Annotated in this window: 22 protein-coding genes and 3 tRNA genes; 11 read left to right on the top strand and 14 right to left on the bottom strand. The window is 63.0% G+C overall.

Annotation, left to right across the window (positions count from 1 at the left end):
• Nucleotides 1–8: 8 nt before the first annotated feature.
• The 6 genes from AC11W3_RS01950 to AC11W3_RS01925 form a co-directional block, all read right to left on the bottom strand.
• Nucleotides 9–371 (bottom strand): 4Fe-4S dicluster domain-containing protein, encoded by a 363-nt coding sequence (locus AC11W3_RS01950; RefSeq protein ID WP_484091793.1) that lies wholly within the window; start codon nt 369–371, stop codon nt 9–11.
• Nucleotides 372–390: 19 nt separating this feature from the next.
• Nucleotides 391–1,467 (bottom strand): hydrogenase large subunit, encoded by a 1,077-nt coding sequence (locus AC11W3_RS01945; RefSeq protein ID WP_484091792.1) that lies wholly within the window; start codon nt 1,465–1,467, stop codon nt 391–393.
• 4 nt (nt 1,468–1,471) lie between these two features.
• The gene (locus tag AC11W3_RS01940; protein ID WP_484091791.1) at nt 1,472–1,876 is read right to left on the bottom strand and encodes an NADH-quinone oxidoreductase subunit C; all 405 of its coding nucleotides are present in this window, start codon (nt 1,874–1,876) and stop codon (nt 1,472–1,474) included.
• A 24-nt stretch (nt 1,877–1,900) separates the two neighbouring features.
• Nucleotides 1,901–2,398, bottom strand: coding sequence for an NADH-quinone oxidoreductase subunit B family protein (locus AC11W3_RS01935; protein WP_484091790.1), 498 nt, complete (start codon nt 2,396–2,398; stop codon nt 1,901–1,903).
• Between the two features lie 88 nt (nt 2,399–2,486).
• On the bottom strand, nt 2,487–3,341 hold the full coding sequence (locus AC11W3_RS01930; RefSeq protein WP_484091789.1) for a respiratory chain complex I subunit 1 family protein: 855 nt from the start codon (nt 3,339–3,341) through the stop codon (nt 2,487–2,489).
• Nucleotides 3,338–5,341, bottom strand: a complete 2,004-nt coding sequence (locus AC11W3_RS01925; protein ID WP_484091788.1) for an NADH-quinone oxidoreductase subunit 5 family protein — start codon at nt 5,339–5,341, stop codon at nt 3,338–3,340. Before AC11W3_RS01925 ends, AC11W3_RS01930 begins: the two co-directional genes overlap by 4 nt.
• Before the next feature lie 486 nt (nt 5,342–5,827).
• On the opposite strand from AC11W3_RS01925, the gene hydE reads away from it, so the two are divergent.
• From hydE to hypE, 11 genes are all read left to right on the top strand, one after another.
• Complete coding sequence (hydE, locus tag AC11W3_RS01920) at nt 5,828–6,937, top strand: [FeFe] hydrogenase H-cluster radical SAM maturase HydE (RefSeq protein ID WP_484091787.1); 1,110 nt, start codon at nt 5,828–5,830, stop codon at nt 6,935–6,937.
• Nucleotides 6,938–7,022: 85 nt separating this feature from the next.
• Nucleotides 7,023–8,438 (top strand): [FeFe] hydrogenase H-cluster radical SAM maturase HydG, encoded by a 1,416-nt coding sequence (gene hydG / locus AC11W3_RS01915; RefSeq protein ID WP_484092398.1) that lies wholly within the window; start codon nt 7,023–7,025, stop codon nt 8,436–8,438.
• Nucleotides 8,439–8,448: 10 nt separating this feature from the next.
• Nucleotides 8,449–9,885 (top strand): aspartate ammonia-lyase, encoded by a 1,437-nt coding sequence (locus tag AC11W3_RS01910; protein ID WP_484091785.1) that lies wholly within the window; start codon nt 8,449–8,451, stop codon nt 9,883–9,885.
• A gap of 120 nt (nt 9,886–10,005) precedes the next feature.
• Nucleotides 10,006–11,253, top strand: coding sequence for a [FeFe] hydrogenase H-cluster maturation GTPase HydF (gene hydF / locus AC11W3_RS01905; RefSeq protein WP_484091784.1), 1,248 nt, complete (start codon nt 10,006–10,008; stop codon nt 11,251–11,253).
• A gap of 181 nt (nt 11,254–11,434) precedes the next feature.
• Nucleotides 11,435–11,767, top strand: a complete 333-nt coding sequence (gene hypA, locus AC11W3_RS01900; protein ID WP_484091783.1) for a hydrogenase maturation nickel metallochaperone HypA — start codon at nt 11,435–11,437, stop codon at nt 11,765–11,767.
• Between the two features lie 46 nt (nt 11,768–11,813).
• Complete coding sequence (locus AC11W3_RS01895; RefSeq protein ID WP_484091782.1) at nt 11,814–12,047, top strand: hypothetical protein; 234 nt, start codon at nt 11,814–11,816, stop codon at nt 12,045–12,047.
• Nucleotides 12,044–12,685 carry a hydrogenase nickel incorporation protein HypB gene (gene hypB, locus AC11W3_RS01890; RefSeq protein WP_484091781.1) on the top strand — a complete coding sequence of 214 codons (642 nt, stop codon included), beginning with the start codon at nt 12,044–12,046 and terminating at the stop codon, nt 12,683–12,685. Before AC11W3_RS01895 ends, hypB begins: the two co-directional genes overlap by 4 nt.
• 15 nt (nt 12,686–12,700) lie before the next feature.
• Entirely contained in the window at nt 12,701–14,971 is a 2,271-nt protein-coding gene (hypF, locus tag AC11W3_RS01885) for a carbamoyltransferase HypF (protein WP_484092401.1), read from the top strand.
• Entirely contained in the window at nt 14,962–15,195 is a 234-nt protein-coding gene (locus AC11W3_RS01880) for a HypC/HybG/HupF family hydrogenase formation chaperone (RefSeq protein ID WP_484091780.1), read from the top strand. The genes hypF and AC11W3_RS01880 overlap by 10 nt, the downstream gene beginning before the upstream one ends.
• Entirely contained in the window at nt 15,192–16,289 is a 1,098-nt protein-coding gene (hypD, locus tag AC11W3_RS01875; RefSeq protein WP_484091779.1) for a hydrogenase formation protein HypD, read from the top strand. Before AC11W3_RS01880 ends, hypD begins: the two co-directional genes overlap by 4 nt.
• Before the next feature lie 139 nt (nt 16,290–16,428).
• Nucleotides 16,429–17,442: a hydrogenase expression/formation protein HypE gene (gene hypE, locus AC11W3_RS01870; protein ID WP_484091778.1), complete on the top strand. Its 1,014-nt coding sequence runs from the start codon at nt 16,429–16,431 to the stop codon at nt 17,440–17,442.
• Nucleotides 17,443–17,716: 274 nt separating this feature from the next.
• Here the strand turns inward: hypE and AC11W3_RS01865 are convergent.
• The 8 genes from AC11W3_RS01865 to gap form a co-directional block, all read right to left on the bottom strand.
• Nucleotides 17,717–17,803: transfer RNA gene (locus AC11W3_RS01865), tRNA-Leu, on the bottom strand.
• A gap of 139 nt (nt 17,804–17,942) precedes the next feature.
• Nucleotides 17,943–18,431, bottom strand: a complete 489-nt coding sequence (locus AC11W3_RS01860; protein ID WP_484091777.1) for a ferritin-like domain-containing protein — start codon at nt 18,429–18,431, stop codon at nt 17,943–17,945.
• 246 nt (nt 18,432–18,677) lie between these two features.
• A tRNA-Leu gene (locus AC11W3_RS01855) sits at nt 18,678–18,764 on the bottom strand.
• 127 nt (nt 18,765–18,891) lie between these two features.
• Nucleotides 18,892–18,978: transfer RNA gene (locus AC11W3_RS01850), tRNA-Leu, on the bottom strand.
• Nucleotides 18,979–19,029: 51 nt separating this feature from the next.
• Nucleotides 19,030–19,449: a preprotein translocase subunit SecG gene (secG, locus tag AC11W3_RS01845; RefSeq protein ID WP_484091776.1), complete on the bottom strand. Its 420-nt coding sequence runs from the start codon at nt 19,447–19,449 to the stop codon at nt 19,030–19,032.
• Nucleotides 19,450–19,516: 67 nt separating this feature from the next.
• Entirely contained in the window at nt 19,517–20,272 is a 756-nt protein-coding gene (tpiA, locus tag AC11W3_RS01840) for a triose-phosphate isomerase (RefSeq protein WP_484091775.1), read from the bottom strand.
• A 169-nt stretch (nt 20,273–20,441) separates the two neighbouring features.
• Nucleotides 20,442–21,641 carry a phosphoglycerate kinase gene (gene pgk / locus AC11W3_RS01835; protein ID WP_484092397.1) on the bottom strand — a complete coding sequence of 400 codons (1,200 nt, stop codon included), beginning with the start codon at nt 21,639–21,641 and terminating at the stop codon, nt 20,442–20,444.
• A 358-nt stretch (nt 21,642–21,999) separates the two neighbouring features.
• Nucleotides 22,000–22,774, bottom strand: a 775-nt coding sequence (gene gap, locus AC11W3_RS01830) for a type I glyceraldehyde-3-phosphate dehydrogenase (RefSeq protein ID WP_484092396.1), incomplete at its 5' end; no start/stop codon positions are given.

Genomic DNA, 22,774 nt, shown 5'->3' with positions numbered 1-22,774 from the left:
TCCCGGCGCTAGGCCGCATGCTCATGCGCCTCTTCCCGAGCCGGTTCCTGCACGAACTCCTCCGTGCTCTTCAGGGCCGCCGCCGCCCGATACTCCTCCTCCTGGTGCAGGCACTTGACCGGACACGCCTCCACGCAGACGCCGCAGTAGACGCAGGCGTAAGGATCGAAATGCCACTGCTTCTCCCTCTTATCCACCTTGATGCATTGCGACGGGCACCTGAGCTGACAGACGGTACACATGACGCAGCTGCCTATGTCGATCTTCAGCTCCCCTTTCGCCTTCCTGAACGGCTCCCTCTTCTCGAAGGGATAGAGGCGGGTGGCGGGGCCGGTGAATAGGTTCCTCAGGATCGTGGTGAGCATGTACATGGTCGTCTCCTCTCGGTACTCAGCGCTCGGTGCAGCTGATGCAGGGATCTATGGTCAGGATCAGGATCGGGACGTCCGCCAGCTGGCTGCCGGGAAGGAGCTCCAGCAAAGGAGCGATGTTGGAGAAGGTCGGGGTCCTGATGCGCAGCCGCTCCAGGTACTTTTTCCCGGTCGCCTTCAGGTAGTACATGCACTCCCCCCGGGGCTGCTCGACCCGGGAGACCACCTCGCCGCTGGGGAGCCCCTTGACCTTCACCGCGAGCTCCCCTTCGGGAAGCCTGGCGAAGGACTGCCTGATCAGGTCGATCCCCTGGAAGATCTCGTTGAAGCGGCAGGCCGAGCGGGCGTAGGAGTCGCCGTCGGTCTCCACCACCGGCGCGAAGTCGAGCTGGCCGTAGGCTGCATAACCTAAGGTGCGCATGTCCTGCGCTACGCCGCTGGCCCGCAGCATGGGCCCCGCCGCGCCCAGCTCGAAGGCCTTCTCCTTGGTGAGGACGCCGATGCCGACGGTCCGCTTCTTCACGGTATAGTCCTCCAGGATGGTCGATTTCAGCTGCAGCACCTCCTTCTCCACCAGCTTCAGGGTGTCGAGGATCCACTTCTGGGTGGCGGCGTCGATGTCCCTCTTGACCCCCCCCACCTGGTTCACCGAAACGATGACCCTGTTGCCGGAGGTCGCCTCCTGGAGGTCCATGATCCGTTCCCGGATGCGCCAGGCCTGCATGAACAGGCTCTCGAACCCGAAGGCGTCGGCAAAGAGGCCGAGCCAGAGGAGGTGGCTGTGGATCCGGTGCATCTCCGCCCAGACCACCCGCAGGAACAGCGCCCGCGGCGGCACTTCCACCTTCATGAGCGCCTCGATCCCCTGGCAGTAGCAGAGGGCATGGAGCACGCTGCAGATGCCGCAGACCCTCTCGACGATCTGGATCATCTGGTTGTGGTCCCTGATCTCGGCCATCTTCTCCAGGCCGCGGTGGACATAGCCGAGCTTGGGGATCGCCTCCTTGACGATCTCGTCCTCCAGAACCAGGGAGAGATGGATGGGCTCGGGGAGAACCGGATGCTGCGGACCGAACGGTAACGTGGTGCGTGCCATTTCCCTAGGCCTCCTTCTGGGCGGGATCGCGCTTGGTGATCCCTATCTTGCAAAACGGTGTGCGCCGGACCTCCTGATCCAGGTACATGGTGCCCATGAAATCGATGGGGAGCCCCTCGAACTCCACACCGAATTGCTCCTTGATCTCGTTCTCCACCAGCATGGCGCAGGAGAACACCGAGGTGATGCTGGAAATGGCGCTCTCCTTCGGAACGATGACCCGCATGCTTCTCAGATCAAGATCCTTGTCGAAGTGATAGAGGAGATCGATGCTCTCCCCCAGGTCGCTGGACGACATGGTGACGAACCTGAACCCCGTCTCTTTGAATATCCTGGCAAAGGAAACGATCCGATCCGCCGGGACCGTGCTCGTGTTGGAGTCGCCTAGCACTCGTGCAAATTCCTTCAAAATGACCTCCTTATTGGCTGGCCGTCACCTTGCGGTGATCGCCTCACGCGTGTTGCCGAGCCGCTCGAAAATCCCCCGGTCCACCTGCTTCCCCTTCGCGGAGAGCGCCTTCAGGGCGATGACCACGCCGTCGATGATCGCCTCGGGCTTGGGCGCGCAGCCGGGGACGTAGGCGTCGACGGGTATCACCTTGTCGACCCCTCCCACCACGTTGAAGGAGTCGCGGAATACCCCGCCGCTGCAGCCGCAGGCGCCGATGGCGACCACCACCCTGGGCTCGGGCATCTGGTCGTAGATGTTCCGCAGCACCTTCTGGTTGCGGTGGTTGACGGTGCCGGTAACCAGCAGGATGTCGGCATGCTTGGGGTTCCCCACGTTGAGAACGCCGAACCTCTCCAGGTCGTAGATCGGGGTGAGGCAGGCGAGGAGCTCGATGTCGCAGCCGTTGCAGCTGCCGCAGTCGAAGTGGACCAGCCACGGTGACTTCACTCTCGACATGTTCATCAGTTTTTTCGGTAGCATTTGGTTTCCTTTGCCCCATGTTTCGGCTGCAATCGGTTTTCCCGTGCGTCGGGGACGCGCTCGCCGCGCCCGGGCGGTGAAGCGTTCCCTAGCGCACGTAGATCCAGGTGTAGTTGGCAAACGACAGCAAAAGCCCCGCCGACCAGACGTAGCCCAGCATCCAGCGCCAGGTGAGCCGGGCGGTTACGTTGTCGACGATGATCTCCGCCAGATAGGTGAGGCTCACCAGGACGGTCATGCCGAGCGCGCTCGTGTGCCAGAAGAGGGCGCAGAGCCCCAGGACGAAGATGGTCTCGTACCAGTGGGCCACCTCGATGACCGCCAGGTAGGGGCCGGAGTACTCGGTGAGCACCCCCTTGACGATCTCCTGGTGGGCGTGGTGCGAGGTGGAGATGTCGAAGGGCGACTTGCGCAGCTTGATGGTGAGGGCGTAGCCGAGCACGACGTACATAAGCGCCAACGGGATCAGGAGCGGTTCCTTGAATTTCAGTATCTCCGAGATCCGGTAGCTGCCGGTCACCAGGTACATCGACACGAAGACCAGGATCAGGAGCGGCTCGTAGGTGAGCATCTGGATCAGCTCGCGCTGGGCCCCGATCTGGCTGTAGGGGGAGGGCGCGGCGAGCGCCCCGATCACCAGGAAGACCCCGCCTACGGCGAGCACGAAAAAGATCAGGAGGAGGTCGGACTGGAGCGCCAGAAGAACCACGGTGAGTACCGCCGCCGCCAGGTAGATGTAGGCGCAGAGGATCTGCCAGAGGTTGACCACCATCTTCTCCTTGCCGATCAGCTTCGCCACGTCATAGAAGGGCTGGAGCAGGGGGGGGCCGAAACGTCCCTGGAGCCTCGCGGTCAGCTTCCGGTCCAGACCCGCGATCAGTCCGCCCACAACGGGGGAGAGGAGTACCGCCAGCGTGATTACCAGGAGATTGTTCAGGTTCATTGTGCCGCCCCCGCGAAGAGTACGATCAGGATGATGACCGCCCCCACGTTGATCCAGCCGGTTATCCTTTCTTCGCCCAGGAATTCGGAGGCGTAGATGTTGGCGGCCGAGTAATCCCACCAGACGTTCAGCGGCCCCCGGAACTTGGGCGGGCCGGGGTCCTGCGACTGCTCGCCGCACATGTACGGCGCGCTGATCACGATGTGCCCGTGCTTCCTGGCGGCGATGGCGGCCAGCGAATAGCCGACCACGGAGACGACCAGCAGCGGCAGGATGTAGAAGGAGCCGACCTTGCTGGAGATGCCGAAGGTGCCAGCGGTGAAGGGAAGGACCAGGTAATTGGCGGCAATTATCGGGTCGATCAGCCGTGAATAGATCCAGGGGGCCGCCAGGGACAGGGTCATGGCGAGAGAGACCAGCGCCAGCAGGGGGAGCTTGACGGCGACCGGGTCCCTCCAGCTGTTCTTACCCGCATAGAGGCCGTGGGCCAGGGTGTTGATGGGGACCTTGAGGGTCGCAATCTCCCGGTCGGCCTCGGCGTTCTCTATGTGCGCCCCGCTCACCAGGATGCCGGCCCAGCGTGCCCAGAAGAGCACGGTCAGGCCGCTCCCCAGCGCCAGCATCGCCACCACCCACGGCATGTCGGAGGCGGCCTCGATGGCCATCCATTTGCTCGCCAGGGCGCCGAAGGGGGGGATCATCATGGTCAGGATGCCGAGCAGGGTGATCCTGGCCACGGCCGGGAAGGTGTTGTAGAGGCCGCGCATGTCCTCGATGTCGCGGCTGCCGATCTTCTGCTCGATGGTGCCGACGCAGAGGAAGAGGAGCCCCTTGGAGATGGCGTGGAAGATGATGAGCAGTATCGCCGCCACGATCGCGGCGGGGGTGTTGATGCCGGCGCAGGCGACGATAAGCCCCAGGTTGGCGATGGTCGAGTAGGCCAGGATCTTCTTGCCGTTGCTCATGTTCACCGCCAGCATCGAGGCGGTCAGGAAGGTGAAGGCCCCGAAGGTCGCCACCAGCGTGCTGAGCGTGGTCCCCTGGTAGGCGGGCGCCAGTCGCACGATCAGGTAGACCCCCGCCTTGACCATGGTGCTCGAATGGAGCAGGGCGGAGACCGGGGTCGGGGCGACCATGGCGCCGCAGAGCCAGCTCTGGAACGGGACCTGGGCGGCCTTGGTGAATCCCGCGAAGCAGAGGAGCGCCAGGGGGAGGAGCGCACCGGCCAGATGGCTGTGCTCCTTGATCAGGTACTGCAGCGAGAGAGACTCGGCCGTCCCGGTGTTTCTGAAGAGGAGGATGATCCCTGCCACGAAGGCGACTCCTCCCAGCATGTTCATCGCCAGCGCCCGCGAAGCGTTCTTGAGCGCCAGTTCCGTCTTGTCGTGGCCGATCAGCATGAACGAGCAGAAGGTGGTCACCTCCCAGAAGAAATAGAGCCAGAGGAGGTTGTTGGCGAAGACCAGGCCGTTCATCGCCCCGAGGAAGAGCATGAGGAAGAAGAAGAACCGGGGTTGCCGCGTTTTCTTCAGGCGGAGATGATGCTCGTGCTCCTCCATGTAGGTGATGCCGAAGATGCAGATGAGGGAGCCGACGATGGAAATGATCAGGTTCATGATGATGGAGAGGTCGTCACCGAAGAAGGCGGGAGCGACCTCGACATGGTGCGCCATCTTGAACTCGAACCAGGCCAGAGGGACGATCTGCAGCACCGTGAGGAGCATGATCAGCGGCTTGCCCAGCCGCAAGCCGATGCCGAACATGACGAAAAGAAGTCCGAAATCGACCGCGGTGACCAGCAGATTCAGGTCGAGCCCGGGCATCGACGCCGGCGTGTAGGAAAAGGGCCCGTGATGGTAGTTAAGCAGGGAGGCTGCCACCAGGATGATGCCGGTCGTCATGACGACATAGCCCCGGACCCTGCCGTTTCGCGTGAGATAGCAGAGTATCGCAGCGGCGACTGGCAGAAGGACACTGGTTCCGATCAATACATCCAACATCTTTCCGTTACCTCCTCAGATTCCTTACAAATTGACCGTTTACAAGATCGAGCCTGCGATTCGCGCATCGCGTAAACGGGGCGCGGATCCCGGCGAGTTCTCTCTCTACTTGGCAAGTTCGATACCAACTCCCCCGCGCCGGCGGGAGCCAAAGGCGCCGCCGGTCCGATGTATACCCCTGCAAGGACGCGTTATCACACCTGTTTTCAGTATGTCCCGGCCCATGCGTATACCATAAGTTCCGCCCTGGCGTTCACGGCGGTCGCGCGGTGCCTCGATTTGCGAATGGAACAAAAAAGTGTGCCGTTTTGGAACTGGACGATTTTTTGACACCCCCCCCGGACGGCAGCCACCCCCCCACGGCGAGGCAGCGCGACTTCAGCATTTGCGCCACTCCCGCGCCAGCCGCCCTGCCGTCCCCATGAAGCTGGCACATAACTTGCCCCTACAGTTTAATGAGGCCTGAACGCCCGCACCTTCTTTTCCATGCGGAGCCGACAGAGATGCGGGCGATTGCGAATCGCCCCGGCAAGCAACCTGAACGAGGTGGTACCCATGACCAGGGACGAGATACTTGACTGGCTCCGGACAACGGATGAAGAGCGGCTCAACGGGCTGTGGCAGCGGGCCGACGAGCAGCGGCGCCGCAGCGTCGGCGATGAGGTCCATCTGCGGGGGCTGGTCGAGATCTCCAACTTCTGCGCCCGCAGTTGCGGCTACTGCGGCATCCGGGTCGAGAACCGGGACGTGGTCCGCTACCGGATGAGCGAAGCCGAGATCATCGGCTGCGCCCGGGAAGCGGTCGAGTACGGCTACGGCACGGTGGTGCTCCAGGCGGGGGAGGATTACGGACTGGACGCCGATTTCATCGAGAGGATCGTCCGGCGCATCAAGAGGGAAACGGCCCTTGCGGTGACCCTGAGCCTCGGCGAAAGGGAGGACGAGGAGCTCGCGGCCTGGCGGGAGGCGGGCGCGGACCGCTACCTGCTCCGCTTCGAAACCTCCAACCGCAGGCTGTACGACCTGATCCACCCCCCCTTGGCCGCCAGGAGCTCCGACCGCATCGCGCTGCTGCGCCGGCTGCGGGAGCTCGGCTACGAGATCGGCAGCGGGGTCATGGTCGGCATCCCCGGACAGAGCTACGACGACCTGGCCAACGACATCGAGACCTTCCGTCTTCTGGATCTCGACATGATCGGGATCGGCCCCTACATCCCCCACCCCGCCACGCCGCTCGGCGCGGGAGCGCAGCCGACGCCGGGGAGGGAGCAGGTCCCCAACAGCGAGCTGATCACCTACAAGAGCGTGGCTCTGGCCCGCCTGGCCTGCCCCGGGGCGAACATTCCGAGCACGACCGCCCTGGCCACCCTGAACCTGGCGCAGGGGAGGGAACTCGGCCTCTCCCGGGGGGCCAACATCGTGATGCCGAACCTGACCCCCCGCAAGTACCGGGCCTACTACGAGATCTACCCCTCCAAGGCGTGCATCGACGAAACGGCCGCCGAATGCCGCTCCTGCATGCGGGGGAGGATACTCTCCATCGGCAGGATCGTGGGGAGCGGCCGGGGCGATGCGCCGAACCGGAAGGCGGCCTAGGGATCTTGAGGGAATTGGCCTCCCCCCGGGGAGGAAAACGAGTCGGCGGAAGCCGCGGCGACAGCATTCGAGGTGCACAATGGGTATGCCCGCATTAAAACTTAGCGAAGGAGTGATAGATTTCATCGACGAGGCGCACCTGACCAGGCTCATCGGAGGCAAACGCCCCGATGCGGTCCGGGTCCGGGAGGTCATCGCGAAGAGCCTTGCCAAAGAGGCCCTGAGCCTGGTGGAGACGGCCGTGCTGCTGCGTGCCGACCAGCCGGAGCTGGTGGAGGAGATCTTCGAGGCGGCACGTGAGCTGAAAAAGCGGGTCTACGGCAACCGGATCGTGCTCTTCGCCCCCCTCTACATCGGCAACAAGTGCGTCAACGACTGCAGCTACTGCGGTTTCAAGAGGAGCAACGCCGACGCCGTCCGGCGCACCCTGACCAGAGAGGAGATCCGCGGGCAGGTGGAGGCCCTGGAGTCCAAGGGGCACAAGCGCCTGATCCTGGTTTTCGGCGAGCACCACTCCTACGACCCGGAGTTCATCGCCTCCAGCGTGCGCACCGTGTACGGGACCAAGCTCGGCAACGGCGAGATCAGGCGGGTGAACATCAATGCAGCCCCCCTGGACCGCGAAGGGTACGCCGTGGTCAAGGAGGCGGGGATCGGGACCTACCAGATCTTCCACGAGACCTACCACCACGACACCTACACCCGCATCCACCCCCGTAATACCCGCAAGGGGGACTACCTGTACCGCCTGGACGGCCTGAGCCGGGCCATGGAGGCGGGGTGCGACGACGTCGGGCTCGGCGTCCTCTTCGGGCTGCACGACTGGCGCTTCGAGGTGCTGGGTCTGGTCTCCCACGCCCTCCACCTCCAGGAGCGCTACGACGTCGGCCCCCACACCATAAGCTTTCCGCGCCTGCGCCCCGCCTCCGGGGTGCGGCTGGACCAGCGCTTCCTGGTGAGCGACCACGACTTCAAGAGGGTGATCGCCATCCTGCGGCTGGCGGTTCCCTACACGGGCCTGATCCTCACCGCCCGGGAGAACGCGCAGCTGCGCCGCGAGGCCATGTCGTTCGGCGTCTCGCAGATCGACGCCGGCAGCAGGGTGGAGATCGGCGGCTACACCGAGGCGGGGGACAGCCAGGTGATGGAGCGGGAGCAGTTCGTGCTCGGAGACGTCCGCTCGCTCGACGAGGTGATGCGCGAGCTGATGGCCGATGACTACGTGCCGAGTTTCTGCACCTCATGCTACCGTATGGGGCGTACCGGCGAACACTTCATGGAGTTCAGCATACCCGGCTTCATCAAGGAGCTGTGCACCCCCAACGCCCTGCTGACGCTTCAGGAGTACCTGTGCGACTACGCCTCCCCGCAGACGCGGGAAGCGGGGGAAAGGCTGATCGCGGCGGAGATGGCGGGGATTGGCGACGGCACGATCAGGGAAAAGGTCGTCGAGCGGCTGTGCCGGATCAGGGAGCAGGGGGCGAGGGATCTCAACTTTTAGGCAAGGTACCATGACCGACTACCGCATAGAGAAAGACCTCCTGGGCGAACGGGAGATACCGGCCGACGCCCTCTACGGGGTGCATACCGACCGGGCGCTGGAGAACTTCCCGCTGGCGAACCGGCCGGTCCATCCGGCCCTGATCCATGCCTTCGGAGCGGTGAAACTCGCCTGCGCCCGCACCAACCATGAGCTGGGCCGCTGGGACGAAGCCGGGGCCTGCGCGATCGAGGCGGCCTGCCGGGAGATGATGGCGGGCGAACTCGACCGCCACATCCGGGTCGACGCCCTGCAGGGGGGGGCCGGCACCTCGACCAACATGAACGTCAACGAGGTGCTCGCCAACCGCGCCCTCCAGATCCTGGGCCGGCCGCTCGGGGAGTACGCGGCCATCCACCCGCTGGAGGACCTGAACCTGCACCAGTCCACCAACGACACCTATCCCACCGCCCTGAAGGTGGCCGCCATACAGCTGCTGCGCCTGCTGGAGCGGGAGGTGGTCGCCCTCCAGGAGGAGATGCAGCTCAAGGAGAAGGAATTCGCCCACGTGGTGAAGGTGGGCCGGACCCAGCTCCAGGACGCCGTGCTGGTGACCCTGGGGCGGGAGATGGCGGCCTACGCCGAGGCGTTCAGCCGCGACCGCTGGCGCATCTACAAGTGCGAGGAGAGGCTGCGGGTGGTGAACCTGGGGGGGACGGCGGTCGGCACCGGGCTCGCCGCGCCGCGCCGGTACATCTTCCGCGTGGTGGAGGAACTGCGCGCCATCACCGGAATGGGGCTGGCCAGGGCGGAAAACCTGGTCGAGGCGACCCAGAACGCCGATCTCTTCGTCGAGGTGAGCGGCATCCTGAAGGCGCTGGCCAGCAACCTGCTGAAGATCTCCTCGGACCTGCGCTTTCTCTCCTCCGGCCCCGATGCCGGCATCGGAGAAATCCGCCTCCCCCCGCGCCAGGCCGGCTCCTCCATCATGCCCGACAAGATCAACCCGGTCATCCCGGAGGCGGTCTCGCAAGCGGCCCTGACGGTGATGGCCAACGACCAGACCATCGCCCTGGCCGCGGCCATGGGGAACCTGGAGCTGAACGCCTTCCTGCCGCTGATCGCCGATTGCCTGCTGGGGAGCCTGGGGCTGCTCGCCAACGCCTGCTCGATCCTGCGCCGCCACTGCGTGGCCGGCCTCCAGGCGAACGAGGAGCGCTGCCGGCGCCATGTGGAGGGGTCCACCGCCACCCTTACCGCACTGGTGGACGAGATCGGCTACCAGAGCGCCCAGGAGATCGCCCGCAGCGCCGGGGAGTCGGGGCGGTCGATCCGGGAAACCGTGATCGGGCGGGGGGTGCTTAGCGGGGAGCGGTTCGACGAAATGGTCTCGCCTGAGAGCGTGATGCGGCTCGGGTCGCCGGAGAGGGTGAAGCGCCCAGGGCCTGAGCAGGAAAAGTCTGACTGAGGCACGATCTCAGGAGAGTCGGAATCTGATCATGCAGGAGCTCCCTTGGCCGCGATGAAGCCGCTGAACGCGCCTGGTGGCGCCCCGACAGGGGGTCGGTCGACCCGAAAAGGAAGGGAAATGAAAAGTGCAACGCCCAAGGGGAGCCGCCTCCATATCGGCCTGTTCGGCCGGAGAAACGTCGGCAAATCGTCGCTTTTGAACGCCCTGACCCGGCAGACGGTCTCCATCGTCTCCGACGTGGCGGGGACCACCACCGATCCGGTGGAGAAACCGATGGAACTCCTCCCGGTCGGCCCGGTCCTTTTCATCGACACGGCCGGCATAGACGACGTCGGGGCGCTCGGGGAACTGCGCATCCTCAAGACGCGCCAGGTCTTCGACCGGACCGACGTGGGAGTGATCGTCGCGCAGGCCGGGGACTGGGGGGATTTCGAGGAGGCCATCCTGGCGGAGCTGCGGGGACGTGCCATCCCCGCCGTCGCGGTCTTCAACAAGGTCGACCTCGGCGCCCCCGACCCCGCGCACCTGGCACGTTTGGCAAAAGATCGCATCCCCTGCATCCTCGCGGCGGCCGCTCGCGGAGAGGGCGTGCTCGAGCTTCGGGAAGAGCTGATCCGCGTGGTCCCGGACGACTTCATGAACGCGCCGGCCCTCGTGGGCGACCTGGTCCCGCCGGGCGAGGCTGCCGTGCTGGTGGTGCCGATCGACACCGAGGCCCCCAAGGGGAGGCTCATTCTCCCCCAGGTCCAGGCGATCCGCGACCTCTTGGACGGCGACGCCTTTTGCCTGGTCGTCAAGGAGCGGGAGTTGCGCGAGGCGCTCAGCCTGCTGAACCGTCCCCCCGCCCTGGTGGTTACCGACTCCCAGGCTTTCCTCAAGGTCGCCGCCGATACGCCCCGCCAGGTGCCGATGACCTCCTTCTCCATCCTCTTCGCCCGCAGCAAGGGGGATCTGGCGGAGTTCGTCCGCGGCGCCGTCGCCATCGAGACGCTGCGCCCGGGGGACCGGGTGCTGGTATGCGAATCGTGCGCCCATCACCCGATCGGAGAGGACATCGGCCGGGTCAAGATACCGCGCTGGCTGACCCAGTACGTCGGGGGGAAGCTGGAATTCACGCATATACAGGGACACGATTTCCCCCCGGATCTGGGTGAATATCGGCTGGTGGTCCACTGCGGAGCCTGCATGTGGAACCGGCGCGAGATGCTCTCCCGCATGATGCGCTGCCGCGGGGCGGGGGTGCCGATCACCAACTATGGCCTCGCCATCGCCTATTCCCTCGGTATTTTCGAGCGTGCGCTCGGCCCCTTCCCGGACGCTCTGGAGGCGTACCGGCAATCGCTGCACAGGGGCAAAGCGGCCTGAAACCTTGATGATCGCCAGCAGGACCAGAACCAGGGCTCCCCTCCGAGGAACAGTAGAGTCGCGACATGGAGTCATACTTCCGTGCCAGAGTCCGGCTTGATATTTCGCCTCATGATGAGGCAAAATGGCAGCAGATCGCGATCGGATCGTAGGTTTCCCCATCCCTTTAGGCGGTGTTTCAGTGCACGAGATGTCAATCACCCAAAGTATCGTGGAGATATGCGAGAGCAACGCGGCCGGAAGGCCGGTCCTCTCAGTGGTGCTGGAGATAGGCGAACTCAGCAACGTCGTTCCGGAGTCCGTGGAGTTCTGCTTCGAGGCGGTGACCGCGGGGACGCTGCTCGAGGGGGCGCGGCTGGTTATCGAGAGGACAGCCGGCCTGGGCCGGTGCCGGGAATGCGGCGCCGAATTCGTCGTCAAGTCATACCATGAACCATGTCCCGCCTGCAGCGGGTACCAGGTCGAGATCCTTGCCGGCGAGGAGCTGAGAGTAAAAGAACTGGAGGTAGCATAAGATATGTGCGTAACGTGCGGGTGCGGTCCCGAAGAAAATCACCATCATGACCATGAACACGACCATCATCACCGTCATGCCCATGGCGAGCGCTCCCTTAAACACAGTCATCACCACAGCCACGAAGACGGTCATGGGCACGAACATGAACATGAACATGGACATGAACATGAACATGAACATGGACATGGACATGGACATGGACACGGGCATGGGCACGGGCACGGGCATGGGGAAAGCCGTGAGCATGGGCACCATGGGGGCGCTGCGAGAAAGGTGAGCATCGAAAGCGACATCCTCGGCAAGAACAACCGGCTGGCAGCCGCCAACCGCGCCATGTTCGAGGACAGGGGGGTTTTCGTGCTGAACCTCGTCAGTTCCCCCGGCTCGGGCAAGACCACGATCCTGGAAAGGACCCTGCGCGACCTGAGCGGAAGGCACAATTTCAGCGTGGTCGAAGGTGACCAGCAGACCGATAACGATGCCATGCGGATCGCCTCGACCGGCGTGCCGGTGAAGCAGGTCAACACCGGCGCCGGGTGTCACCTCGATGCGCACATGGTCCGCCATGCCGTCGAGACCTTCGACCTGGACAGTCTCGACATCCTGATGATAGAGAACGTCGGAAACCTCGTCTGCCCGGCCTCCTTCGACCTGGGCGAGCATCACAAGGTCGTGGTCCTGAGCGTAACCGAGGGGGAAGACAAGCCTCTCAAGTATCCCAGCATGTTCCACAACGCCGACATCATGCTCCTCAACAAGGTCGATCTCCTTCCCTACCTCGACTTCGACGTCGAGAAGTGCAAGGCGTTCGCCCGCCGGGTCAATCCCGAAATCCGTATCTTCGACGTGTCAAGCAGGACCGGGGAAGGGATGGACGCGTGGTATGCATGGCTTGCCGCGGGGGTGCGGAAATAGGGGGAGTGTCAGACCATTAACAGGATCAAAATCGACATAGAGGGGATCGTCCAGGGGGTCGGATTCCGCCCCTTCATATACCGTCTGGCAAACGGTTTCCGTCTGACCGGCTGGGTGATGAACACCGCCTCAGGCGTGGTCCTGGAGGTCCAGGGGGCGCCGCAGGACGTAGCGGGGTTCCAAGCTTCCATCCCCGAACAGGCTCCGCCGCTGGCAGTTATCAGCTCCTTGCGCGTCGAAGAGGCGACGCCGGTTGCGGAGGAGAGCTTCGTCATAAAAAGGAGCGGCGCTGCCGGCAGCGAGGTGCAGATCGCGCCGGACTGCGATGTCTGCCCCGACTGCCTGGCCGAGCTGTTCGATCCCCGCGACCGCCGTTTCCGCTATCCCTTCATCAACTGCACCAATTGCGGCCCGCGTTACACCATCATCAAAGGCGTTCCCTACGACCGGGCACTCACCACCATGGCCGAATTCCCGATGTGCGACGACTGCCGCGCTGAGTACGAGGACCCTGCCCACCGCAGGTTTCACGCCCAGCCCAATGCCTGCCCCGTGTGCGGACCGAGGCTCACGCTTTTCGATTGCGTCGGAGAGAAGGTGGACGAGGAACCTCTCGATGCCGCGATCCGTCTCCTCAAGGAAGGACGGATCCTCGCCGTGAAGGGGCTGGGGGGGTATCACCTCGCTTGCGACGCCGGGAATGATCAGGCCGTGCTGGAACTGAGAAGACGGAAGAAACGCGACGAGAAACCTTTCGCACTCATGTCGCAGGATCTCGACGCCGTCGCCGGGTATGCCGTATTCGACGAAACAGAAAAGAAGCTTCTCAGCGGGCCGGAACGCCCGATCGTGCTGCTCCGCAAGAGGAAAGGGAACCGCATCGCCCCGCTGGTGGCTCCCGGCAACGGTTACTTCGGCGTCATGCTCCCCTACACCCCGCTGCACCACCTGCTCCTCCGGGGGAATTTCGCGGCCCTGGTCATGACCAGCGGCAACCTCTCCGACGAGCCCATTTCCTACCTGGACCAGGAAGCCATGCAGCGCCTCGGCGGGCTGGCCGACTTCTTCCTGACCCACAACCGTGAAATCCATACCCGCACCGACGACTCCGTCATCCGGGTCTTCCGGGGGAACCCGATCTTCCTGCGCCGGTCGAGGGGGTACGCGCCGCGGGTCATCAAGCTTCCCGAGATCCGGCACAACGTTCTCGCCGTCGGGGCCGAGCTGAAGGGGGTGGTCTGCCTCGCCAAGGGTAAAAAGGCCTTCCTCAGCCAGCACATAGGCGACCTGAAGAACGCCGCCACCCTGCGCTCCTTGGAGACGACGGTGGACCACATGGAGCGGGTCCTGAAAATAGAGCCCGAAGTCGTGGCCTACGACCTGCACCCGGATTATCAATCCACCAGCTACGCCCTCGCCGTGGCTCGCCTGCCGAAGATCGGGGTGCAGCACCATCATGCCCACCTCGCCTCCTGCATGGCGGAAAACGGGCTGGAGGGGGAGACGATCGGGGTGGTTTTCGACGGGACCGGATACGGCCCGGACGGGACCATCTGGGGCGGGGAGTTCCTGGTCGGTGGTTATCAGGGATTCGAGAGAAAGGGGCACTTCGCAGCGCTGCCGCTTCCAGGCGGAGATGCCGCGGTGAAGGAACCGTACCGGATGGCGCTCTCCTACCTCTATCCGCTGTTCGGCGACCGGATCTTCGATCTCCCGCTATCCTGCGTCGCGCAGGTCCCGGTTGATGAGCGGAGGCTCTTTCTGAAGATGCTGGAGCGGAGGATCAATTCCCCCCTTACTTCCAGTTGCGGCAGACTGTTCGACGCCATTGCCGCCCTGATCGGTCTGCGGGGAAGGGTCTCTTACGAAGGTCAGGCGGCCATCGAACTGGAGGCCCTGGCGGAGTCGGGGAGCTGTGACGGCGCATATCCCTACGACATAGTCGCCTCCGACGGTAAATTCGTCTCCGATTTCGGCCCCATGGTCCGCGCCATCGTAGGCGACCTGGCTTCCGGCAGATCGACCGCGGAGATCGCCCTTTGTTTTCATAACACCCTTGCGGCGGTTACAGCGCAGATCTGCGGCCAGATCCGCAAGGAAACCGGTATAGACCGGGTCGCCTTGTCGGGCGGCGTCTTCCAGAACAGGTTGTTGAGCGAGGGTGTCTGCGCCCTCCTCGTCGACGATGATTTTCAGGTTTTCACACAGCGCCTGGCCCCTCCCAGCGACGGAGGGATCGCCTTAGGTCAGGCCATAATAGCGGGAAGGAGATTTTCATGTGTTTAGCGGTCCCTATGAAGGTGTTGAGCATAGATAACGAAACGGCCATCGCGGAAGTCGACGGCGTCAAACGGGAAGCGAGTCTCATGATGCTTAGCGACCAAGTCAGCGTGGGGGACTACGTCCTGATCCATGCCGGCTTCGCCATCGGGAAGCTGGATGAAGATGAGGCACGGGAAACCATAGCGCTGATGAGGGACTGCCTCAAGCTCGGCGAGGGATCCTTATGATCGATCTCGGGCAATTCCGCAGCAAAGAGATCGTGAAGGGGCTTGCCGCCAGGATAAAGGAACTGACTGCCGGGCGTTCCGGGACCATGACCTTCATGGAAGTCTGCGGCACCCACACGATGTCGATCTACCAGTACGGGATTCGCAGCCTCCTCCCTCCGCAGGTAAGGCTGATCTCCGGCCCCGGCTGTCCTGTCTGCGTGACGCCGGTTGGGTACGTGGATCACGCCATCGCCTGTGCGCGCCTCCCCGAGACGATCGTGACCACCTTCGGCGACATGCTGCGCGTCCCGGGTTCCACCTCGAGCCTGATGCACGAGCGCGCCAAGGGAGCCGACATCAGGATCGTGTACTCGCCGCTCGATGCCGTGAATCTCGCGGCGAGGCATCCCGACAAAAAGGTGGTGTTCCTCGGCGTCGGTTTCGAGACCACCGCCCCGACCATCGCCGGGAGCATCATCACCGCAGCTGCGCGCGGAGTGGAAAACTACTTCGTCCTCACCGCACACAAGACCATCCCCGTTCCGATGCAGGTTCTGTCGTCGGATCCCGAGCTCGGCATCGACGGCTATATCTGCCCCGCCCACGTGAGCGCCATCATCGGCGCCGACGCCTACCGCTTTCTCGCCGAAGGGCAGGGCGTCCCCTGCGTGGCGACCGGGTTCGAGCCGGCAGACGTGATGCACGGGGTGGAAATGCTGGTCCGGCAGATAGTCGAAGGGCGCAGCGAAGTGGAGATACAGTACAGCCGGTTCGTCACCCGGGAAGGGAACGTGAAGGCGCAGGCTGTGCTGAGGGACGTGTTCACCCCGGTCGATGCGACCTGGCGCGGCATAGGCCTCATTCCCGAAAGCGGTCTGGAGATAGCCGCGAAATATGCCCACTTCGATGCGACCAAGGCAATTCCGGTCCAGGTTGAAGAGCCGAGGGAACCGAAGGGGTGCCAGTGCGGCGAAGTCCTGAAAGGGAAGGTCGCCCCCTGCGATTGCCCCCTTTTCGGAAGGGTGTGCACCCCCGAATCACCGGTCGGCGCCTGCATGGTGTCGTCCGAGGGGAGCTGCGCCGCGGCCTACAAATACGGCCAGATCATGTAACCGGAACCCGATCCCGCCCCAGCCCCCCCTTGAAGGCGGAGGGGAGGGGGGAGGGACTCGAACAGCCCGCTCTTCGTGTAAGGCCGGAGACCCGGCAGAGTCCACGATGGAGAGGGGCGGGGACCTAAAGGAGCCTACCTTGGACAAGGATCTCATACTGCTCGGTCACGGCAGCGGCGGAAAGCTTTCCCACCAGCTGCTCGATGACCTGATAATCCCAACCCTTTCCGGAATTTCGGTGGCGGGCCAAAACGACGCCGCCGTGTTGAGCCGAAACGGCGATCGGCTCGCATTCACCACCGACTCCTACGTCGTCGATCCGATCTTTTTCCCGGGCGGCAACATCGGCGATCTCGCCATAAACGGAACGGTCAACGACCTGGCGATGGTCGGCGCGCAGCCTTTGGCCATCAGCGTCGGGCTGATCCTGGAAGAAGGGTTCAGCCGAAACGAGCTCAAGGAGATTCTCCTCTCGATGCGGACCGCTGCCGACCAGGCCGGCGTCTCCATTGTGGCGGGGGACACCAAGGTCGTGCCGCGTGGCAAGGCGGACAAGATCTTCATAAACACCTCCGGCATCGGGATCTTCAGCCATTGCCTCAGGATAACCGGCGCCGACGCTCAAGTGGGCGACAAGATCATTGTGAGCGGCACCATCGGCGATCACGGCATTGCGGTGATGGCGCAGCGGGAGGGGCTCGGGCTGGACGCGGACATCCTGAGCGACAGCGCACCGCTCAACACCCTGGTGGCTGAGATGTTGGAAGAGGCGGGCGAAGCGATCCATGTGCTGCGCGATCCGACCCGCGGCGGGGTCGCCACTACTCTCAAAGAGATTGCGCTGCAATCGGAGGTGACGCTGACGCTCGACGAGGACGCCCTCCCACTCAAGGCTCCGGTAAAAGGGGTCTGCGCGGTGCTTGGGCTCGATCCGCTGTACGTGGCGAACGAGGGGAAACTTTTGGCGATTGTCGCGCCGGAGGCTGCGCAATCCTTGCTGGCGCGGATGCGGCGGCATCCCTACGGAGGAGATGCCGCGATCGTAGGAGAGGTTACCGCCGCGGGCGGCGGTCGCGTGCAGATGACGACTTCCGTCGGCGGGATGCGGGCGGTGGAGATGCTGTCGGGAGAGCAGTTGCCGCGGATCTGTTGAGTCCTTCGAGGGCCCCGCTGTCGCCGGCCCGGGTGGCGTCCGCCACTTATGTTGATCGTTTGCCCGGTGATGTAGCCGTTGCAGGCCAGCATGACCGCTACCCCGGCAATCTCCTCGGGAGGAACCCGCCAGCAAATGGGTGGGGCCGCTCTAAACTCCGCCTCATGTGGGGGGCCGCGAACACCCCAACCATCACTGCCACTACGGCTTGCAGCTTCAGTGTCTGATCCAACAAGAAAAGGGGTTACGGAAAAACCGTAACCCCTTGATCTTTTGGTGCCGAAGACTGGAATCGAACCAGCACACCCTTTCGAGTACTAGAACCTGAATCTAGCGCGTCTACCAATTCCGCCACTTCGGCCTGCGAGTTCCTTCTTATACCATCGGAGCCCTTCGCATGCAAGAAAAAAATGCCTCAACTGTAATTAAAAGAGCGTCGAAGAATGTGCGGGAGCCATTACCTCCGATCTGTCAGGACTTTCTCTTTGATCGACCTCTCGCTATTCTCTTACGAAGGTGTCCATGTCGGACTCGTCGACCATTGCCATTATCCGCGAGTACTCTGATTCAATGGTGAGGTAGTGGTTGTGTGTTTCCTGGGCGTTCTTTTCGAAGACTTGCCTGATCGATGGATCGCTTATTCTTGCCGCCGTCTCCAGCAGTGTCTTCTCGAGGTTGCTCTCCTTCTCCATCGCCACCTCGAGGGCCTTGCCTTCGGTGAAATCGGAGCAGATCACATTCTGGATAGAGGTGATCCAGGCAGATTCATATTCCGGAGGGGTGGCCATGAAATCTTCGAAGGAGCCGAGTTCGTTTCCGAGGTACGCCTTGTAGAAATGAAGGGCATGATCCTTCTCTTCCTTGGCCAGTTGCTCGAACATCCTTTTCGCTTCCTGGTTCTTCATCTGCCTGGCCCCGAGCTGATAGAAGTTCATGGCGTTCTTTTCCGTCTGGATGGCAGTCTTGAGTGCTTCCTGTGCGTTACTCATATTCCCTCCCGTCTGCGTGTCATAAAAGTGTGTAGGGAAATTATATGTGACGGGAATGACTTGTCAAACTCGCCTGATGTAGTTGTGACAGGAAAGGTGCTGTGTCGAGCGGGGCGTCGAGGATCTCAGGAACAGTGAGGAGCTTACCTTGTGGCAGTGCGGTGTCGGGTCGTGACTGTGACAGGGGAGGGGGACTGGCAAAGAAAAAAGCGTCCAGCTTTGAGCATGGACGCTTTGTGATTCTGATGGTGCCGAAGACGAGACTCGAACTCGTACAGGCTGTCGCCCGCCACCCCCTCAAGATGGTGTGTCTACCAATTCCACCACTTCGGCATGAAGAACATTCTTTTAGCATTTCTCTGTCTGCAAGTCAAGGGTAAGACAGAGTTTTTTATCGGACTGGTTGCTGCCGGGAAAGGCAGGGCCCATGGTTGCCCATGGGCCCTGTTGATGATTTCGATGGTGCCGAAGACGAGACTCGAACTCGTACAGGCTGTCGCCCGCCACCCCCTCAAGATGGTGTGTCTACCAATTCCACCACTTCGGCATCGAGACTCAGCTTTCTATCATTAGTGGGCCGAGAAGTCAACCCGAAAACTTACTTTTTCTGCGCCGGGAAGGCCGGTGCCGCGGGTGCCGCGGGTGCTCCCGGTGCTGCGGCCGGTGCTGCCGGCTGGTTTGCAGGTGCTCCTGCAGGCGCGCCGGGGGCCTGCTGAAGCGGCATGCCGCCCATCGGGGCCGGCTTGGCCTTGCGGGCCGCCTTGGAGGCCATGATCGAGGAGCCGCCACCCTTGCCGGAAACGAAGGCCAGGGAGAGTGAGGTCAGCATGAAAATAATGGCTGCGCTGGTGGTCACCTTGCTCATGAAGGTGTTGCCGCCCCCCGCGCCGAAAACGGATTGGCTGCCGCTGGCGCCAAAAGAGGCACCCATCTCTGCCCCCTTGCCGGACTGAAGCAGAACCACGATGATCAGGGCGAAGCAGACGATGATGTGCAGGGTTACCAGTAAAATTGTCATTAAAGCAGTTACCTCCCACGAATTTCAAAAAGACTATCTAGCACATCTAATGCAAAAAGACTAGTTTTTATTCACCCAAGTGCACAATGGATGCAAATGAGGCGCCTTTCAGGCTGGCCCCGCCCACCAGGGCACCGTCGATGTCGGGGCGGGACATGAGGCCCTTGATGTTCTCCGGCTTGACGGAGCCGCCATAGAGTATCCTGGTCTTGTCGGCCACGGACTTACCGTAGAGCTGGGCCAGCACGCCGCGGATGAAGGCGTGCGCCTCCTGGGCCTGGTCGTCGGTGGCGGTCTTCCCGGTGCCGATGGCCCAGACCGGTTCGTAGGCGATGATGATCGGGGCGAACTGGGTGTCGCTCAGCCCTTCGAGCCCCCCCTTGAGCTGGGTCTCCAGCACCTTGAAGGTATCACCCGCCTCGCGGGCCTCGAGGGTCTCTCCTATGCATACGATCGGGACCAGGGCGCCCCTGAGAGCCGCCTTGATCTTCTTGTTGACCGTGGCCTCGGTTTCGCCGAAGTACTGCCTGCGCTCGGAATGGCCTATGATGACGTGGCTTGCGCCGGCGTCCAGCAGCATCCGGGGGGAGACCTCGCCGGTGTAGGCGCCCTCCTCCTCCCAGAAACAGTCCTGGCCCGCCAGCGAGATGGGGGTTCCGGAAACGGCGGTGAGCAGGGTAGGGAGGACGGTGAAGACGGGGGCGACCACGATCTCCACGTTGCTTACCCCCTGGACCAGCGGCGCCAGTTCCTCGATCAGTGCCAATGCCTCGTTCTTCGTCTTAAAGAGCTTCCAGTTTCCAGCGATCACCGGCTTGCGCATGTATTCCTCCGAAATTGCATTTTATGTTTCTGTAGGAGCGGCATCCCTGCCGCGAACAACAGCAGAATTGGGTTGATATTACAGGCCCTGCCGAAGCCGCTTTCCCGAATAAGCCTGTGAGGCGAGCTCCGGCAGGATGCGCGGCGCGGTGCCGCTCCTACGGGTATATCTATCTGGTCCCTTTTTCTTCGAGCACCTGGATCCCCGGGAGCTTCTTCCCTTCGAGGAGCTCGAGGAATGCGCCGCCACCGGTGGAGATGTAGCTGATCTTCGCGTACTCGCCGGCGCGGTGCACGGCGACGTCGGTGTCACCGCCGCCGACGATGGTGAGGGCGTAGGAGTTTGCCACGGCGGTGACCATGGCGAAGGTGCCGCGGGAGAAGGCGTCCATCTCGAAGACGCCCATCGGGCCGTTCCAGACGATGGTCTTGGCGTTCTGCAGCGCCTCGGTGAAGAGGGTGACGGTAGCGGGTCCGATGTCAAGGGCCATCCAGCCTTCAGGGATCTCCTGGATCGGGGTGACCTTGTTCTCGGCGGCGGCGTTGAACTGGTCGGCCACCACGCAGTCGACCGGGAGGTAGAACTTGACCCCTTTGGCGCGCGCCTTCTCCATGGTCTTCATGGCGGTCTCGATCAGGTTCTCCTCGACCAGGGATTTGCCGACGTTGTAACCCATCCCCTTGAGGAAGGTGAAGGCCATCCCGCCGCCGATGATGATCTTGTCGACCTTGTCGCAGAGGTTCTCCAGGACTTCGATCTTGCCGGAAACCTTGGCGCCCCCCAGGATGGCGACCAGGGGCCTGATCGGGTTCTGCATGGCCTTGTCGAAGTAGTTCATCTCGTTCTTCATCAGGAAGCCGGCGGCGACCACGGGGAAGAAGTTGGTGATGGCTTCGACCGAGGCATGGGCGCGGTGGGAAACGGCGAAGGCGTCGTTGACGTAGATCTCGCAGCCGTTGACCAGGGCCTTGGCGAAATCGGGGTCGTTTTTCTCCTCGCCCTGGTAGAAGCGCACGTTCTCCAGCATGACCACGTCGCCTGGCTGCATGGCGTCGATGAGGGCGCGGGTCGCGTCCCCGATGCAGTCGGGAGCGAGCTTGACCTCCTTGCCGAGAAGCCTGGAGAGCCTCTTGGCCGCCGGGGTCATGGAGTACTTCTCCTTGCGCTCCCCCTTGGGACGGCCGAGGTGGGAGGCCAGGATGATCTTGGCCTTCTGGTCCAGCGCGTAGTTGATGGTGGGGAGCACGGCACGGATGCGGGTGTCCTCGGTGATGTTCTGGTCGTCATCGAGGGGGACGTTGAAGTCCACTCGCATGAAGACCTTCTTACCCTCAAGGTTCTCTATCTCGTCGATGTAACGAATTGACATGTCAACCTCCTAATATTCCGAGTTCGTTTGCGCCACGGGGCGCTGAAATTCGATAACGGGGGGATCGGCTTGTGAAACAGGCGTGGAGGGATGTGACAGCAGAGCTGCCGGCTTCCCCCACTCCCTGTCCCCCTCCCGCGAGGGGTGGGGGGACGTGCGGGGAGACTTTGTCCCTGTCAACGGGCGCCCTCACCCTGACCCTCTCCCGCGCGGAGAGGGACTCTCCGGTCGGTGCACCTCCCGTCGCTGCCCGCCAGGTGCATCCTCCGGGAAGCTTTCACATTGTCCGGACGGAAAAGGGCAAAAAGATGGGGGAGAGTGACCTCTCCCCCCGTTCTTTCTGCCAGGATCGCGTTCCCTAGAGGAGTATCTTCATCAGGCTGACAACGCGGTTCGAGAAGCCGGCCTCGTTGTCGTACCAGGAGATCACCTTCACCATGTTGCCGTCGAGAACCTTGGTGGAGGGTGCGTCGACGATGGAGGAGAGCGGATTGCCGTTGAAGTCGATGGAGACCAGCGGCTCGTTGCTGAAGCCGAGGATCCCTTTGAGTGGACCGTCAGCGGCGGCCTTGAGGAGGTTGTTGACCTCTTCGGCGGTGGTCTCCTTGGAGAGGGTGGCGACGAGGTCGACGACCGAGACGTTCGGGGTCGGGACGCGGATCGCCATGCCGTCGAGCTTCCCTTTCAGCGCCGGGAGCACCAGCGATACCGCCTTGGCGGCGCCGGTGGTGGTCGGGATCATGGAGAGGGCGGCGGCCCTGGCGCGGCGCAGGTCCTTGTGCGGGAGGTCGAGGATGTTCTGGTCGTTGGTGTAGGAGTGAACCGTGGTGACGAGGCCCTTCTCGATGCCGAAGCTGTCCTGCAGGACCTTGGCGACCGGCGCCAGGCAGTTGGTGGTGCAGGAAGCGTTGGAGACGATGTGGTGCTTAGTCTTGTCGTACTCCTTGTCGTTGACGCCCATGACGATGGTCAGGTCGGGGTCGGTCGCCGGCGCGGAGATGATCACCTTCTTGGCGCCCGCGGTCAGGTGCATGGCGGCCTTGTCGCGCGCGGTGAAGAGGCCGGTCGACTCGAGCACGATGTCGACGTTCATCTCTTTCCAGGGGAGCTCGGCCGGGTTTTTCACGGCGAGG

It is taken from the genome of Geomonas sp. (assembly GCF_056994735.1).
This window is presented reverse-complemented; position numbering and strand designations above follow the sequence as displayed.

Bases quoted from the DNA above. Each gene is read 5' to 3' on its own strand.
- secG (WP_484091776.1), bottom strand. From the start codon at position 19,449: ATGACAATTTTACTGGTAACCCTGCACATCATCGTCTGCTTCGCCCTG.
- AC11W3_RS01895 (WP_484091782.1), top strand. From the start codon at position 11,814: ATGACCATGAACACGACCATCATCACCGTCATGCCCATGGCGAGCGCT.
- AC11W3_RS01930 (WP_484091789.1), bottom strand. From the start codon at position 3,341: ATGAACCTGAACAATCTCCTGGTAATCACGCTGGCGGTACTCCTCTCC.
- AC11W3_RS01950 (WP_484091793.1), bottom strand. From the start codon at position 371: ATGTACATGCTCACCACGATCCTGAGGAACCTATTCACCGGCCCCGCC.
- pgk (WP_484092397.1), bottom strand. From the start codon at position 21,641: ATGTCAATTCGTTACATCGACGAGATAGAGAACCTTGAGGGTAAGAAG.
- AC11W3_RS01880 (WP_484091780.1), top strand. From the start codon at position 14,962: ATGTGTTTAGCGGTCCCTATGAAGGTGTTGAGCATAGATAACGAAACG.
- AC11W3_RS01860 (WP_484091777.1), bottom strand. From the start codon at position 18,431: ATGAGTAACGCACAGGAAGCACTCAAGACTGCCATCCAGACGGAAAAG.
- hypD (WP_484091779.1), top strand. From the start codon at position 15,192: ATGATCGATCTCGGGCAATTCCGCAGCAAAGAGATCGTGAAGGGGCTT.
- AC11W3_RS01925 (WP_484091788.1), bottom strand. From the start codon at position 5,341: ATGTTGGATGTATTGATCGGAACCAGTGTCCTTCTGCCAGTCGCCGCT.
- AC11W3_RS01935 (WP_484091790.1), bottom strand. From the start codon at position 2,398: ATGCTACCGAAAAAACTGATGAACATGTCGAGAGTGAAGTCACCGTGG.
- tpiA (WP_484091775.1), bottom strand. From the start codon at position 20,272: ATGCGCAAGCCGGTGATCGCTGGAAACTGGAAGCTCTTTAAGACGAAG.
- hydF (WP_484091784.1), top strand. From the start codon at position 10,006: ATGAAAAGTGCAACGCCCAAGGGGAGCCGCCTCCATATCGGCCTGTTC.
- hydG (WP_484092398.1), top strand. From the start codon at position 7,023: ATGCCCGCATTAAAACTTAGCGAAGGAGTGATAGATTTCATCGACGAG.
- AC11W3_RS01945 (WP_484091792.1), bottom strand. From the start codon at position 1,467: ATGGCACGCACCACGTTACCGTTCGGTCCGCAGCATCCGGTTCTCCCC.
- AC11W3_RS01910 (WP_484091785.1), top strand. From the start codon at position 8,449: ATGACCGACTACCGCATAGAGAAAGACCTCCTGGGCGAACGGGAGATA.
- hydE (WP_484091787.1), top strand. From the start codon at position 5,828: ATGCGGAGCCGACAGAGATGCGGGCGATTGCGAATCGCCCCGGCAAGC.